Origin of the sequence: Streptomyces vietnamensis (assembly GCF_000830005.1) — a bacterium.
GTDB lineage: Bacteria > Actinomycetota > Actinomycetes > Streptomycetales > Streptomycetaceae > Streptomyces > Streptomyces vietnamensis.
Window position 1 is genome coordinate 1,376,645 of the sequence record NZ_CP010407.1, and the last position, 15,081, is coordinate 1,391,725.

Genomic DNA, 15,081 nt, shown 5'->3' on the forward strand with positions numbered 1-15,081 from the left:
GACTATATCTGAATGCCCTGAAGCCATACATTTACACCATAAGTAGACATTTATTGACAGGCATGACACAGCGGCGCAATATGTATGTTTAAAACGTAGACGTACGACGACAGCACGCCTGCACCGTCCTCCTTGGAGGCCGCTGACATGGACGGCAACCGCATCCCCCGCACCGAGTGCTCCGAGCTGAACGACCCGCACCCGCTCGTCCGGCCCCGTCTCACCCTCGTCGTCCCGACGCGCAACGAGCGCGAATCCGTGCCGCTGCTGCTGCGCGCCCTGGAACCGGCCTTCGACGGGCTGCCCGTCGAGATCCTGTTCGTCGACGACAGCGACGACGACACACCGGAGACGGCCGCGCGGCACGCACCCGGCTGTCGGCTGCCGGTCCGCATGATCCACCGGGAGAAGGGGGCCCGCGAGGGCGGCCTGGCGGGTGCCGTCCTCGCGGGCGCACGTCATGCCCGGGGCGAATGGGCCCTGGTCATGGACGCCGACCTCCAGCACCCTCCGCAGGCCGCCGCCGCCCTCGCCCGTACCGCCCTGGGGCACGGCGTCGACATCGTGGTCGGCACCCGCTATGCCGGGTCCGGATCGACCGGCGACGGGCTCGACGGCCCCACCCGCCGGCTCGTCTCCCGCGGCAGCACGGTGCTCGCCAAGACGGTCTTCCCCCGCCGTCTCGCCGGCGTCAGCGACCCCATGAGCGGGCTCTTCGCCTTCCGTGTCGCCGCGATCGACCTGGACCGGCTCAGCCCCCTCGGCTTCAAGGTCCTCCTCGAAGTGCTCGTCAGACACCCGGGCGCACGCGTGGCCGAGGTCTCCTACCGGTTCGCGCCCCGCGCGGCCGGCACCTCCAAGGCCTCGCTGCGCGAAGGGCTGCGGTTCCTGCGGCACCTGGCCCGGCTGCGCCGGCCCCACCCCGGCGGCGCGCACCGCGGCGACACGGGTCACCACGCGTCATCCGACCACCCCGGCCTCGGCCCCACCGCGCGGTTCCTGGCCTTCGGGCTCGTCGGCCTCAGCGGCATCGCCGTCAACACCGCCGCCCTGTGGTTCTTCCACTCCGTGGTGGGACTCCATCAGCTCCTCGGCGCCACGCTCGCCACCCAGGTGTCGTCCCTGTGGAACTGGGCCCTCCTCGAAACGCTGGTCTACCGAGGCGGCCGGGGCGGCGGCAGGCGCGCTGCCGTCGCCCGCGGTCTCGCCTTCCTCGCCCTGAACAACCTGCTGCTGCTCGGCCGGCTGCCCCTCCTCCAGCTGCTCGTCCTCGCCGGGATCGGGCTGCTCACCGCCAACGTCCTCAGCCTCGTGGTGCTCTTCGTGGTCCGCTTCCTCTTCAGCGACCTGCTCATCTACCGCGGTCACCATGGCGAGGGAACCCGCCGCGACCCCGTGCGCGTGCTCGTCGCCCCGGGCTCCGCCGTCCCCGGAACCGTGACCCCCTCCCCCGGAGCCGCCCCCGCCCCCTCCCCCGCTCCCGCCGCCGCAGGCACCGCCACGACGCCCACGGCCCCGCCCGCACCCCCCACGGCCTCCCCGGCCCACCCCAAGCGCCCCCGCTACCTGACCTACCGCTACGACATCGCCGGCACCGTCACCATCGGCTCCCAGATACGCCTGCCCGAGCTGGAGTTCTTCCGCGCCCAGTGGGTGCCGCCGGACGCCTGTGACATCACCGTCCGCGTCGGCGACGTCGGCCGCCGGTTCCCGCGCCACCGCGCGGTCATGACCGAGATCCCCGGCCGCGGCGCACCGCAGCCCACCACCGTGCAGTACGAGGAGCAGCTCGGCCGGTTCGGCGCCAACTTCCGCGTCGACATCGGCGCCCCCATCGCCGTCCTCGTCAGCCCGCTGCTCGCCCGCTCCCCGCACGTCGTCTACACGAACGTCCTGGAGGCGCTGCTGCGCTTCGTGCTCGTCTCCCGCGACCGGATGCTCCTGCACTCCGCGTGCGTCGAGCTGGGCGGCACCGGCGTGATGCTCTCCGCGCTCACCGACACCGGCAAGACGTCCACCGTCCTGCGGCTCCTCAGCGAACACGACGGGCGGTTCCTGTCCGACGACATGACCGTCGTCGACGCCACCGGCAACGCCCTGTGCTTCCCCAAGCCGCTCACCATCAGCGCGCACACCCTGCACGCCGTGCGCTCCGACGACCTGACCCCCCACGAATGGCGCCGGCTGCAGCGGCAGAGCCGCCTGCACTCCAAGGAGGGCCGCTCCTTCGCCTTCACCCTGGCCCGCCACAACCTGCCCATCATGGGCATCAACGCGGTTACGCAGATCCTCGTGCCCCCGCCGAAGTACGCCGTCGACCGGCTCGTGTCCTGCCGGCTGAGCAGCGCGATCAAGGTGACCGAACTCTTCGTCATCGAGCGCGGCGAGCCCCGTCTGAGCGACCTCGGGCACGAGGAGACCGTCAGCCGGCTGCTCGTCAACACCGAGGACGCCTACGGCTTCCCGCCGTTCCGGTACTTCGCCCCCGCCATCACCGTCGACGGGCTCGACCACGCCCAGCTGCGCAGCCGCGAGCGGGACGTCCTGGCCGGCTTCCTCTCCGGCGTGCGCACCCGCGTCCTGGCCTCCGACCGCTTCGGCTGGGCCGACGAGATACCCCGGCTCCTCGCCGCGGACCGGACGGCGGTCAACGGCCACCCGGTCCCCGGGGCCGAAGGGCATCCGTGGCCGCACTGGGAGCCGGAGACCCCGGAGAGCGAACCGTCCCCGCCCGTACGCTCCGGCACCCTGCCCCCCTACACCACCGTTCCGACCGACTCCGGCGCCTCCCGCGTGGACGGCCCCGGTGGGAGGACGTCATGAGCCGTCCCCCGTACTCCGCCGAGGACGCGACGGCCGGACCCGGCGCCGACACCTCCACGCGGACCGCCACCGGACCCCCGGGAACGACCGGCGCCCCGGCCCGCCCGCACCGGCGTCCCACCGCCGAGTGGGTCCTGCTCACCGCCCTGCCGCTCACCGCCGTCCTCGCCCTGGCCGCCTTCCTGCGGTTCTGGCAGCTCACCCGGATCGGCTTCAACAGCGACGAGGCCGTCTACACCGGCACCGCCGCCTCCCTGGCCGGCGACCCGGCCATGCAGCCGGTGTTCCCCGTCTTCCGCGCCCACCCCGTGCTGTTCACCGGCTTCGTGTCGCTCTTCCTGCGCGGCGGCACCGACGAGTTCACGGCCCGCGCGGTCGCGGCCGGCGTCGGCGTCGTGACCGTCGCCGTCACGTACCTGCTGGCCCGCAGGCTCTACGGGCACGCCGCGGGGCTCGCCGCCGCGCTGCTGCTCGCCATCATGCCGTACCACGTGGTGGTGACCCGTCAGGTGCTGCTCGACGGGCTGATGACGCTGTTCGCCACGCTGGCGCTGTACTGCGTCGTACGGTACGTGCAGGCGGGCCGCGACGGGCTCCCCTGGCTGCTCGCCGCCGCGGGGTCGCTGGGGGCCGCCGCGCTCTCCAAGGAGACGGCGCTCGTGCTCGTCTGCGGCCTGTACGTCTTCTTCGTCCTCAGCCGTTCGGTACGGATGCGGTGGCGGGACGCCGTTCTCGCCACCGGCCTCCTCGCCCTCGTCGTCGCCGCCTTCCCGCTCGCGACGTGGGTCGCGGGCCACCGCGGCACCGGGCAGAACTACCTGCAGTGGCAGCTGTTCCGGCGTGCCAACCATCCGATGGGCTTCTACGCCGTGACGGTGCCGCAGGTCATCGGCTGGGCCGTCCTCGCGGCCGCCGTGGTCGGCCTCGTCTGGCTGCGCCGCCGCAACGGCTGGCGCGAGGGCCTGCTGCTGTGCTGGATCGCCGCGCCCGTGCTGTTCTTCACCCTGTGGCCCGTCAAGGGCTTCCCCTACCTGCTGCCGATCGCGCCGCCGCTCGCCGTGCTCGCCGGCCGCACGCTGGGCGCCCTCGCCGGGCTCCGGATGCGGACCGGCCGGCTGCGGGTACCGACCCGTCGGCTGGCCGCCGCCGGCGCCGTCCTCGTCGCGCTCGCCGTCGCCCTGTCCCTCGCCCTCCCGTCCGCCGCCCGCATCACCGCCGCTCCGAAGGGCTCGTTCCTGGCCGGTTCCGGCGGCCTGCCGGGCGGCCGCGAGGCGGGCCAGTGGGTGCGCGAGCACGTGCCCGGCGGGGCACGGCTGCTCGCCGCCGGCCCCTCGGTCGCCAATGTGCTCCAGTTCTACGGAGGCAGACCCGTATCGGCGCTGTCGGTGAGCGTCAACCGGCTCTACCGCAACCCCTCGTACATGCCGGTGCCCAACCCCGACCGCTCGCTGCGCGACGGCGAGTTCCAGTACCTCGTCTGGGACTCCTACACCGCCCACCGCGCCCCGTTCTACGGCGCGAAGATCCGGCAGCTGGTCGACAAGTACCACGGCGCGGCCGTCTACAGCTCCGCCGTACGGGTCCCCGCCTCCTCCACCGACCCCACGCCCACTCCGGTCATCGTCATCTACAAGGTGCGTGTGTCATGAAGCCGCTGACCGTCCGTCTGCTGACGGCGCTGACCGGCGCGGCACTCCTGCTCGGCCCCACCACGGCAACGGCCGCCACCGGAACCGGCGCCCGCCCCGACCCGGGCGGCGGCACCACCGCCGAGCACCGCGCGACCACCCCCGTCCAGCACTTCATCTACCTGATGCAGGGCCCCCGGACCTTCGACAACTACTTCGGCACGTACCCCGGAGCCGACGGCATTCCCTCCGGCGCCTGCCAGCCGCGCACCGTCGGCGGCCCCGCCTCCGACTGCGTACGTCCCTACTCCCTGCACGCCGCGGCCCCCGCCCCGCTCTCCCCGAACCGGAGCATCATCACCCAGCAGATCAACGGCGGGCGCATGGACGGCTTCGTGTCCGCGTACACCCGGCAGGGCAGGGACGGCACGACCGTCATGGGCCACTACGACGCCCGGGACCTGCCGTTCGACTGGGCCGCCGCCGGCCGCTACGTGCTCTTCGACAAGTTCTTCTCCTCCGTCCCCTACGGCACCCCCGCCGAACGCTCCTACTGGGTCGCGGGAGCCGCCCCGCCGGCGGCCGACCGCGCCACCATCTTCGACCGGCTCCAGCAGGCGGGGGTCAGCTGGAAGTTCTACGTCGAGGACTACCGGCCCGCCGAGAACTTCCGGGCGGTCGGCGCCACCCAGCCGGTACGCGTCCCGCTGCTCGGCCACGCCCGCTTCATCGACGACCCCGCCCTCGCCTCCCACATCGTGGACCTGGACCAGTACTACCGCGACCTCGACAACGGCACCCTGCCGTCGGTGGCCTACATCGCCAGCTCCGGCTCCTCCGAGCGCTCCGCGCGGTCCATCGCGCCCGGCCAGAAGCTCATCCGCTCGCTGGCCACCCAGCTGGCCCTCAGCCCGTACTGGGACAGCTCGGCCCTGCTGTGGAGCCACGACGGCTCCGGCGGCTGGTACGACCACGTGGCCCCGCCGGCCGTCGCCGACGGTCCGCGCGGGCTGCGCGTCCCGGCCGTCCTGATCAGCGCCTACGCGCCGGCCGGGCACATCGACCACCGGGTGCTCGACTCCTCGTCGGCACTGCGCTTCATCGAGGACAACTGGAAGCTGGCGCCGCTCGGCGGACGGGACACCACCGCCGCCAGCCTCGCCGCCGCCTTCGACTTCTCCGCCGCACCGCGGCCCCCCGAGGTGTTCGCCGTCCCCACCGCGCGGCCCGTCGTGCGGCCGGTGAACGCGACCGTCGTGTACGGGATCTACGGCGGCGTGCTCGGCGGAGCCGCGCTGCTCGTCGCCGGCACCGCCCTGCTCGCCGCCCGCAGGCGCGCCGCGGCGCCGTCGACTCCGACGGGCCCGTCGGCACCGACCGCGCCGACCTCGCCGACCTCGCCGACCTCGCCGGAAGGCTCCTCGGAGCGGCCCCGCGCGCCGGAGGGGAGCCGGCCGTGAACCGCCGTACCGCACGCCGTCACGCGGTCGCCGTCCTCGCCCTGCTCACGGCGCTGCTGCTCGCCTTCGCCTGGCCGGCCGCAGCCACCGGGGCGTCCGCCGGCGCCACCGGCCCGCACCGCGCCGCCCCGACGGTCACCGTCACCTTCCGCACGGTTCCGGCGGTGCCCGGGGTCCGGCTGGTCTTCGCCGGCACCTCTCTCGTCACGGGCTCCGACGGCACCGCCTCGTACACCGGCGCCCGCACCGCGGACCGCCAGTCGCTGCGGCTGCTCGACACCTCCGTCGACACCCCGGGCGCCCGCTACCACTTCACCCGCTGGGCCGGGCAGCGCGACCCGGACCAGACGTTCCGCAGCCGCGTCGACGGGCTGCCGCTGCGCGCCGACTACACCGTCACGGCCGGGTTCACCGTGCAGTACCCGGTGACCGCCTCCTTCACCGACCAGCACGGCACGCCCCTCGACCCGTCCCTGATCTCCGCGGTGAAGGTCAAGGGCTCCGACGCGCGCACCACCGACCTGTCCGTGTCCGGCACCACCTGGCTGAACGGGATCGTGCCCGTCTACCGCAACAGCCGCCTGACACCCGTTCCGGTCGACTACACCCTGCGGAGCCTCGTCTACGACGGCGCCGAGCTCGCCGACGCCGGACGGCAGGGCTTCCGGCCCGGCCCCGACCGGCACCTGACGTTCACCGGCGCCTTCCACGACCTGACCGTCACCGCCCACGACGCGCTGTTCGGCTCCGCCACGGGCGACAGGGCCACCGTCACCGGCCCCGACGGGAAGGCCACGACGGTGACCCTCGGACCGGACCACACCGCCGTCCTGACCCATCTGCCGCGCGGCCGGTACACCGTCGAGGTCAAGGCCCCCGGCGGCAGCACGAGCCCCCGGGAGATACAGCTGTCCCAGTCCGTCACGGCCGACGTGACCGTGGTCAGCCGCAGCGACCTGCTCGTCCTCGCCGGGACCGGGCTGCTGCTCGTCGGGATACCGATCGCGATCCGGCTCCGGCGCCGGACCCGTCGCACCGCCGCGGGCCCGGCACCCGGGAGCGGGGCGGTGCGGGAGCCCGTCGAGCCGCGTGAGCCCGTACCACCGGAAGCGCCCGTACCACCGGAAGCGGCGGTGCCACCGCCGGAGCCCGAGCGGCCGGGGGGAGAGGAGAAGGCGCCCCACGCCTCGTGCCCCGGGGCGGCCCGATGAGACGGCTCTGGGCCCTGCTCGCCGCGCTCGTCCTGTGCTGGCCGGGCGTCAGTGCCGCATCGTCCGGCCCCCGGCCCGCCGCCGCGTCCGTCGCCGGCGACGCCACCCGTCCGCCGCTGCTCGCCTACTACTACCAGTGGTTCAACGCCGGTTCGTGGCAGCGGGCCAAGACCGACCTGCCGCTGGCGGGCCCGTACTCGAGCGACGACACCCAGGTGATCGACCGCCAGATCACCGAGGCCAAGTCCGCGGGGATCGACGGGTTCATCGTCGGATGGAAGCAGGGCGCCGTGAACGACCGGCGGCTGCGCAAGCTCGTCGACGCCGCCGAGGCCAGGAACTTCAAGGTCGCCATGATCTACCAGAGCCTGGACTTCCACCGCCGCCCGCTGCCCGTCGCCCAGGTCGCCGCCGACTTCCGGTACTTCCGCGACCAGTTCGCCGCCAGCCCCGCCCTGCTGCGCGTCGCCGGCCGCCCGCTGACCGTCTGGAGCGGCACCTGGAGCTACACGCACGACGACGTCGCCCGCGTCACCTCCGCCGTCCGCGGCGAACTGCGGGTCCTGGCCACCGAGAAGAACGTCGACGGTTACCGGCGGATCGCGGACGTCACCGACGGCGACGCCTACTACTGGTCCTCGGCCGACCCCGAGACCACCCCCGGCTACGCCGACAAGCTCCAGGAGATGGCACGGGCCGTGCACGCCGACCACAAGATCTGGATCGCCCCCTGCGCGCCCGGTTTCGACGCACAGCTCGTCGGCGGCACCAAGCCCGTCCCCCGCCGGGACGGTGCGACGCTGAGCGCCGAGTACACCGCCGCGCTCCGCTCCTCGCCGGACGCCGTCGGGCTGATCAGCTGGAACGAGTTCTCCGAGAACACCCACGTCGAGCCCTCCCACGACCACGGGGACCGCTACCTGCAGGTGCTGCGCGACCTGCGGGGCGTCCAGGCGACCGTCACGTCCCGGAGCGACCCCGGCGGGTCCGGGGACGTCCCCGGCCGGTCCGTCGCCGGGTCGGGCCCCTCCCGCGCCTACTGGGCGTTCGCCGGCCTGGTCGCCCCCATGCTGCTGATCACCCCGTTCGCTGTGCGCCGCCTGCGCGCCTCCCGGAGGAGCGGGCCCGCCCCCGTCGAGGAGCGGGAAGCGGGCCCCGGCCAAGAGGTCAGCAGGTCACCGGGGTCGACGTCGCCGCGGTGTTCCCGGCCAGATCGCGCGCCCTGACCTCGTAGGTGTACGAGGCCGGGCACACGGCCGTCTTGTCGCTGAAGGTGAGCACCTCCTGCGGGACGGTCGCCATGTACGTCCCGTCGCGGTAGACGTCGTACGCGGCGAGCTGCCGGTCGTCGGTGGACGCGCCCCACATCAGCTTCATGGTGGTGGAGGCGGGACGGGTCACCGTCAGCGGGGACGGCGCGGACGGCGCGGTGCCGTCGGCGGCGAAGTCGTAGGTCTGCGCGTCGAAGACGTTGCCGAGGGAGTCCGTCGGCGTGACCGTCAGCGTCGAGCCGTTGACCGAGACCAGCAGGAAGTGGTGCACATTGGCGTCGGCGGCGGGGATCGGCACGGAGGAGGGGCAGCGCTTGCCCACGTTGGAGCTGTAGGACCAGCCGAGGGCGTACGCGTCCGTCGGGTCGCAGCCGTGGCCGCCGACCGAGCTGAGCTTGGCGCCGGCGCCGCCGGTCACGTAGCTCGGCACGCCGCCGGGCGGGGCGACGTTGCGCTGGTAGATGTGCGCGTGGCCGTTGAAGACCAGGTTCACGCCGTTGTCGTGGAGCAGCTGCTCCAGGGTGTCGGTGCTGCCCGGGTTGTTCTTCAGGTACTCGTCGTCCGGCTCGGTCGGGTCGTCGGAGCGCAGCGGGAAGTGGAAGGCGGCCACCTTGACGCCGCCCGGGTGCGCGGCGAGGTCCTGCTGGAGCCACTGGTACTCGGCCGAGGTGGTCGCCCAGTGGGCGGCGGCGTCCACCTGGTAGATGGCGCAGTGGTCGGTGCCCTCGCAGTTGTTCCCGTCGGCGGTGCCGGTGTTGCCGTCGCTCCAGGACGCGTCGAGCATGTAGAACCGGACGCCGCCGCTGCTGAAGGCGTAGTACGTCGTCGGGTAGGTCGCCGGGGTGCTGCCGAAGAACGACGGGTAGCTGACCTGGGAGTAGACGCCGTTCGAGGCCGCGGTGACGGCGGGCTGCGGCCAGGTCAGCAGGAGTGTGGCGGTGCGGCCGTGGTTGCCGTTGATGGAGAACATCGGCAGCTTCTGGCCGGGCGCGGCGTAGTACTCCGGCGCGAAGACCCCGCTGATGTTGACGCCGGACTGCTGGAGGTCGCCGTAGTTGGTCGGGCTTCCGCTGGGGTAGGCCACGTCGCCGGTGGACAGCGCGAAGCGGGCGCCGCTGGCAGCCAGCCGGGACAGTACGTTGGCCTGGTCCTCGTTGACGGCGCCGCTGTTGACTCCGTTGCTGGTGGTGTCGCCCCAGTCGCCGAGCACCGCGAACGTGAAGGGCGTCGGCGAACCGTCCGGCACCATCGTGGTGAACGTGGGCGAGGGGTTGGTGCCGAGCAGGTCGATGGGCGTGGCGTCCCCGGTGAAGACCCGGTAGCAGTACGGGGTGTCGGGGCTGAGGTTCGGCACGGTCACCGAGTTGCTGTACTCGGTGACCCCGTTGACGGTCATGGTGGTGCCGAGGGTGGCGGCCGTGACGGAGTTGGCCGTGCAGTTGCCGAGCGGCCCGTACTTCACGGTCTGCCGGCTGCGGGTGGAGGTCGCCCAGGTCACCCGGAGGGAAGTGGGCGTCAGGTCCGTGAGGTACGGGGCCCGGGTGAGGACCGGCGAGGCGCCGGGCAGGTCGGCGTGTGCGGGGGTGGGGCCGAGGGCCGCCGACAGGGCACCGAGCGCCACTGCGGCGCCCGCGAGGTGGAGACCTCGGCGTCGTCCGGCGGATGCGAACACAGGCATGGCACGGGTCCTTTCAGCCTCCGCTGCGGCCGGTCGGAAGCGCCGGCCGGGAGACGGGTGGACGGAGGCACCGTCGGGAACCTAAGCGCGACCGGGGGCCTGGACGGGCCAGCGCGGCCGGACCGTGGCCTCCGCGCCGCCGCGTTCACTCGATCGGGGCCCGCGGTATCGGCCGGTCGGGCGACAACGCGTGTCCTTCCGCCTCTCCTCCGGCCCGGTGCGGGAAGAAGGGGCAGGACCCATGCGCTCCCGCGACCGTGCCGGGGGTCGCCCGATCGCCGCCCCCTGGAGGCCCCCCGTGCCGGCACGTGACTCGCAGGAAGGCACCCGCCGTCGGTTCGTCGGCCGGCTCCGCGCGGTACTGGCCGCGGCGGCCGTCGCCGCCTCGACGGCCGCCGTGCCCGCCACGGCCGCGGCTCCGGCGCCGCGGCAGCAGGACGACACGTCGGCGTCCGACCGCGCCTACGTGGCCAACGCCACCGCCAGGACCGTGTCGTTCCTCGACACCGACGACCGGACCGTCACCCACACGGTGGCCGTGCCGTCCGGCGCGGCCGACGTGGGCGTCTCCCGGCAGCGGCACCGCGCCTATGTGACCGGCGGCAGCGGCTCTCGTACCGTCAGCGTCATCGACACCGTCCGGGCCAGGGTGATCCGCACGATCCGGGTCGGCGACCGGCCCGAGGGGGTCGCGGTCAGCCGCGACGGCCGACGCGCCTATGTCACCAACGCGGACTCCGGCACCGTCTCGGTCATCGACACCCGCGCCGACCGGGTCGTGCGCACGCTGCGGGTCGGCACCTTCCCCAAGGGCGTGGCGGTCTCCCCCGACGGGCGCCGTGTCTACGTCGCCAACCTGCTGTCCGGCAGCGTGTCGGTGATCGACGCCTTCCCCGGCCGGGTCGCGGCGACCGTGCCGCTGGGCACCGGCACCGCCGCCTACGACGTGGCCGTCAGCCCGGACGGCGCCCTGGCGTACGTGAGCACGGGCAACGGCACCGACTACGTGTCCGTCCTCGACACCCGCGCGGCCACCGTCCTCGACGCCGTGCCGATCGAGGCGGGCGCGGAGTCGCTGGCCGTGGCGCCCGACGGCACGTCGGTGTACGTGACCTCCGGCTTCGGCAACGACAAGGTGTCGGTCATCGACACCGAGATCGGCGTCGTGGCGCGCACCTTCCGCGTTCCCGGCGGCTCGGAGGGCCTCGCGCTGGGCTACGGGGGGCGGCAGCTGTACGTCGCCACCGGGCTCGGTTCGCGTTCCGCGGTGTACGTCGACACCGAGACCGACCGGGTCATGGGCTCGACGACGGTCGGCTCCGGACCGATGAGCGTGGCCGCCGAGGTCGAACCGGAGCCGGTGTCCCCGCGGGTGGGTGCCGGCCGGCGCGTCCACTGGAAGACGGGCCAGAAGCAGGCGACCACGCGCTGACGGTCCCGTGTCCACGACGATCCTCGCGACCGGGGTCTCCGACTGGTGGTCGCCCGACTACTGGATCTCCACCTTCGGCCTGATCGGCATCCTGGTCATCGTCTTCGCCGAGTCGGGGCTCTTCGCCTTCCTCCCGGGTGACTCGCTGCTCTTCACCGCGGGTCTGCTCGTGGCCGACGGCCGGTACATCCACCAGCCGCTGTGGCTGGTGATCGTCCTGCTCGTGGTGGCGGCCGTGCTCGGCGACCAGGTGGGTTATCTGATCGGCACGTACTTCGGGCCGAAGCTCTTCAACCGGCCGAACTCCAGGTTCCTCAAGCGGGAGAACCTGGACAAGGCGCACGAGTTCCTGGAGAAGTACGGGCCCAAGGCGATCGTCCTCGCCCGGTTCGTGCCGATCGTGCGGACCTTCGCGCCGATCGTGGCGGGGGCCGGGCGCATGAGGTACCGCACGTTCCTCACGTACAACGTGATCGGCGCGATCGGCTGGGGTGCGGGCGTCACGCTCGCCGGGTACTGGCTCGGCCAGGTCGGTTTCATCAGGGGCCACGTCGAGGTCATCCTCATCGCGATCGTCCTGCTCTCGCTGGTCCCGGTGGTCCTCGGGGCCCTCAAGGCCCGCCGCAGGGCGAAGGAGGCCCGCACCGACGCGGCGGGGCCGCCCCCACGCGGCGATTGACGGGTCACGGCGTGCCGGGCGTCCCGGTGGGCGCGGCCGGGGCGGGGCAGGCGACCGTGCCCGGCCGTACGGAGAGGGAGAGCTTCGGGGTGGTGAGGAGGCCCGGGATCTGGAAGTCCTGGGCGGTGCCGGTGATCCGGTCGAACTTGGCGTAGCGCGCCTGGATGCCGAAGCGGTGCTGCGGGCTGTCGAGCGGGTTGACGACGTACGCGCCGGAGGCGTCCTTGACGGTCTTCACGTCGGCGCCGTTCGTGTTGAGGTCGACGACGCCGTCCATGTCGAGGACGCCGGTGGCGTTGCGCAGGTCGAGGACGGTGTTCTTCGTCCTGATCTCCCAGGAGCCCGGGTTGTCGTCGCCGAGGGTGAGCAGCAGGGTGTACGTGGCTCCCGCGATCTGCTGGCGCTGGCTCAGGCAGAGGCCGTTGATGACGCCGTCGGCGAAGCCCATGCGGAGGACGCGTTCGGTTCCGGTGGAGCCGTCGGGCCGTACGACGGTCTGGTCGACGACGGCGGCGCCGTACTGCGTCCCGTACAGGCTGCTGGTGGTGAAGTCGACGGGCCGGTCCTGGATCCGGAGGCCGACGGCGAGCGCCCCGCTCGCCATGGCGGTGCCGAGGCCGCCGGCGGCGAGGAGCGCGGGCACGGCGACGGCGAGGGACCGGCGCCAGTGGGTACGGCCTTCTTCGCGGCTGCTCATGGCGTGGTCACCGTGATGGTTCCGGGGAGGTGGACGGGGTTGTCGGTGGAGTTCAGGGCCGCGTGGTCGTCGACCGTCCGGATCGCGTAGATGTCGCCGGCGAAGTCCTCGGCCCCGGCGGTGAGGGGGATGAGGGAGCCGAAGAAGTCGAGCAGCCCCTGCACGCCGCAGATCTTGACGAGGACGCGGACGCAGACGTTGGTGATGTTCCCCCACATCGTCGTCGTCTCGGCCTTGCCCGCGCTGTCGTAGCCGCCGAGCGAGCCCTCCCCGGGCACGTCGATGGTGACGGTGTGTCCGGCCGCCGCCCGCTGGACCACGTTCATGTGCGAGCGGATCTGGAGCTTGGTGAAGGTGTACTTGGTGGTGGTGCGCGTGGAGCCGTCGGAGAGCCGGATGGTGACGTTCTTCTCGACCGTCATGGAGACGGCGACCATGCTGCCGATGGTGACGTGCAGCGGGTCCGGGGAGGGCAGGAAGGGCACGCCGAGGGGGTCGACCGCGGCGGTCCCGCCCGAGGCGCTGCTCGGCTGCCCGGACCAGACGGCCGTGACGACGGCGAGGAGCAGGGCGGCCGCCACCGAGCACGCCTTGCGTCGCGCCGTCACCCTTCCACCGCCCGGCGGCGCGGGCGTCTGGCGCCCCAGCCGACCATCATGGAGCCGCCGAGCACGCCGAGCGTCATGCCGAGCAGGAAGCCGCCCAGGTTGGAGACGACGAGCGAGACGACGGCGAGGACCGCGCCGATGAGCCCGAAGGTGTACCGCTGGGCGGGCAGCGCGAGCGGGATGAGGCCGCACAGGATCATCCCGCCGCCGACGAGGTAGCCCGCCACTCCCCCGAAGCCGGTGCTGACGATCAGCTGCAGGGAGCTGAGGGAGAACTTGAGGACGGTCCAGCCGCCGGCGACCAGCCACACCCCGCCCCAGAACGGGCGGGTGCGGCGGAAGGCACGGAACCAGGTGTACGCGGTCCTCGCCCGGCTCAGCATGCGTTCGCCGTTCCCGCGACGACCCTGATCTTCAGGTCGGGCAGCACGAGCGCCCCGGCCATCTCGGCGTCGTACGCGGTGGCGTTCAGTCCGTGCAGGGCGATGGAGCTGCCGCCCTCGCCGCCGGCCGAGCCGAGTCCGAAGCCGCCGGGCAGGGCGCCGGTGAGCGGCTTGCCGGCGACGGTGACCTGGTCGGCGGACTGGCCGAGCACCGCGTTCTGGAGGGTGGTGGGCCCGTACGCCTGGAGTGCGGTGGCCTGGATGTAGAGGTTCGAGGCGTCGATGTCGGTGGTGAAGGTGGCGGGCGGGGTGGCCGTGACCGTCTGGCCGCCCGTCAGGAGCAGCGAGTACGGGACCCCGGCGATCGTCTGGTGGACGATGCCGCACAGTCCGGCGAGGTGGGCGCTGGCGAAGCCGACGCGCGCCATCGCGGTGCTGGTGGTGCTGGTGCCGTCGGGGCGCCCGACGGCGGGGGTGTTGACGATGGCGCCGAAGCCGCTGCCCTCGACCCCGTTGGAGGTCAGGGTGAAGGGCTGCCCGGTGACGCTGAAGTTGGCGGCGAGGGCGCCCTGCGCGAGCGCGGTGCCGAGGACGCCGATGGCGAGGGCCGAGGGGACGAAGGCGAACGCGCCGCGCCCCCAGCGGGTGCCGCGGCGGGTGCCGTCGGCGGCCTGGGCGAGCATCCGGGCGTTCCAGTCGGCCGCGGCGCGGCGGGCGCCGGAGAGGAGGTCGCTCATGCGGATCCGCTCCCTTCGGCGGTCGGAGCCGTACGGGCGAAGAGGCCGCGGCGCCGCTTGGCGGGCTTCTCGGGCAGCCAGGCGAAGGCCATGGAACCGCCGAGGACCGAGAGGAACATGCCCACGAACAGGCCGCCGAGGTTGGAGAGCGGGAAGGAGGCGACGCCCGCGATCACGGCGATGACTCCGGCGGTGTGGCGCTGTCCGGGCAGCAGCAGGATGAGCAGGGCCATCGCCATCAGGAGGACGCCGCCGGCCATGCCCGCGATGCCTCCGACGCCGACCTGGAGGATCTTGCCGAGGGGTGCCATCGGCAGGAAGAAGATGACGAAGCCGCCGAGTCCGGTCCAGACGGCCGCCCAGAACGGGCGGGTGCGGCGCCAGCGGCGGAAGGCGGTGTGCGCACGGCCCAGGAGGGACTGCCCGGGCGGCGGATCGGTGGTCATGGAGGCCTCGCAGCGGTGGGTCGGGGTG

12 protein-coding genes and 1 pseudogene are annotated in these 15,081 nt (G+C 73.2%); 7 read left to right on the top strand and 6 right to left on the bottom strand.

Annotated features, from left to right (window positions below; translation table 11 throughout):
- Nucleotides 1–147: 147 nt before the first annotated feature.
- The 5 genes from SVTN_RS45375 to SVTN_RS05985 are packed head-to-tail and all read left to right on the top strand — an operon-like array spanning nucleotide 148 to nucleotide 8,348.
- Nucleotides 148–2,823, top strand: coding sequence for a glycosyltransferase (locus tag SVTN_RS45375; RefSeq protein WP_052498999.1), 2,676 nt, complete (start codon nucleotides 148–150; stop codon nucleotides 2,821–2,823).
- Entirely contained in the window at nucleotides 2,820–4,472 is a 1,653-nt protein-coding gene (locus SVTN_RS05970) for an ArnT family glycosyltransferase (protein WP_041128110.1), read from the top strand. Before SVTN_RS45375 ends, SVTN_RS05970 begins: the two co-directional genes overlap by 4 nt.
- Nucleotides 4,469–5,911, top strand: coding sequence for an alkaline phosphatase family protein (locus SVTN_RS05975; protein WP_041128111.1), 1,443 nt, complete (start codon nucleotides 4,469–4,471; stop codon nucleotides 5,909–5,911). The genes SVTN_RS05970 and SVTN_RS05975 overlap by 4 nt, the downstream gene beginning before the upstream one ends.
- Entirely contained in the window at nucleotides 5,908–7,122 is a 1,215-nt protein-coding gene (locus SVTN_RS05980) for a hypothetical protein (protein ID WP_041128112.1), read from the top strand. The genes SVTN_RS05975 and SVTN_RS05980 overlap by 4 nt, the downstream gene beginning before the upstream one ends.
- Complete coding sequence (locus SVTN_RS05985; RefSeq protein ID WP_159026426.1) at nucleotides 7,119–8,348, top strand: endo-1,3-alpha-glucanase family glycosylhydrolase; 1,230 nt, start codon at nucleotides 7,119–7,121, stop codon at nucleotides 8,346–8,348. Before SVTN_RS05980 ends, SVTN_RS05985 begins: the two co-directional genes overlap by 4 nt.
- Here SVTN_RS05985 and SVTN_RS05990 read toward each other — a convergent pair.
- On the bottom strand, nucleotides 8,290–10,071 hold the full coding sequence (locus SVTN_RS05990; protein ID WP_078908227.1) for a purple acid phosphatase family protein: 1,782 nt from the start codon (nucleotides 10,069–10,071) through the stop codon (nucleotides 8,290–8,292). The two genes, SVTN_RS05985 and SVTN_RS05990, sit on opposite strands and share 59 nt — an antisense overlap.
- A gap of 298 nt (nucleotides 10,072–10,369) precedes the next feature.
- On the opposite strand from SVTN_RS05990, the gene SVTN_RS05995 reads away from it, so the two are divergent.
- A complete protein-coding gene (locus tag SVTN_RS05995; RefSeq protein ID WP_159026427.1) occupies nucleotides 10,370–11,503 on the top strand; it encodes a cytochrome D1 domain-containing protein in 1,134 nt (377 codons plus the stop codon).
- A 7-nt stretch (nucleotides 11,504–11,510) separates the two neighbouring features.
- Nucleotides 11,511–12,170: pseudogene (locus tag SVTN_RS06000) on the top strand (DedA family protein); the annotation flags it as partial.
- Between the two features lie 16 nt (nucleotides 12,171–12,186).
- Here the strand turns inward: SVTN_RS06000 and SVTN_RS06005 are convergent.
- The 5 genes from SVTN_RS06005 to SVTN_RS06025 are packed head-to-tail and all read right to left on the bottom strand — an operon-like array spanning nucleotide 12,187 to nucleotide 15,053.
- The gene (locus SVTN_RS06005) at nucleotides 12,187–12,879 is read right to left on the bottom strand and encodes a DUF6230 family protein (protein WP_041128116.1); all 693 of its coding nucleotides are present in this window, start codon (nucleotides 12,877–12,879) and stop codon (nucleotides 12,187–12,189) included.
- Nucleotides 12,876–13,487, bottom strand: coding sequence for a hypothetical protein (locus SVTN_RS06010; RefSeq protein WP_041128117.1), 612 nt, complete (start codon nucleotides 13,485–13,487; stop codon nucleotides 12,876–12,878). Before SVTN_RS06010 ends, SVTN_RS06005 begins: the two co-directional genes overlap by 4 nt.
- Entirely contained in the window at nucleotides 13,484–13,870 is a 387-nt protein-coding gene (locus SVTN_RS06015) for a DUF6114 domain-containing protein (RefSeq protein WP_041128118.1), read from the bottom strand. The genes SVTN_RS06010 and SVTN_RS06015 overlap by 4 nt, the downstream gene beginning before the upstream one ends.
- Entirely contained in the window at nucleotides 13,864–14,607 is a 744-nt protein-coding gene (locus SVTN_RS06020) for a DUF6230 family protein (protein WP_052499001.1), read from the bottom strand. The genes SVTN_RS06015 and SVTN_RS06020 overlap by 7 nt, the downstream gene beginning before the upstream one ends.
- Nucleotides 14,604–15,053, bottom strand: a complete 450-nt coding sequence (locus SVTN_RS06025) for a DUF6114 domain-containing protein (protein ID WP_052499002.1) — start codon at nucleotides 15,051–15,053, stop codon at nucleotides 14,604–14,606. The genes SVTN_RS06020 and SVTN_RS06025 overlap by 4 nt, the downstream gene beginning before the upstream one ends.
- Nucleotides 15,054–15,081: the final 28 nt, after the last annotated feature.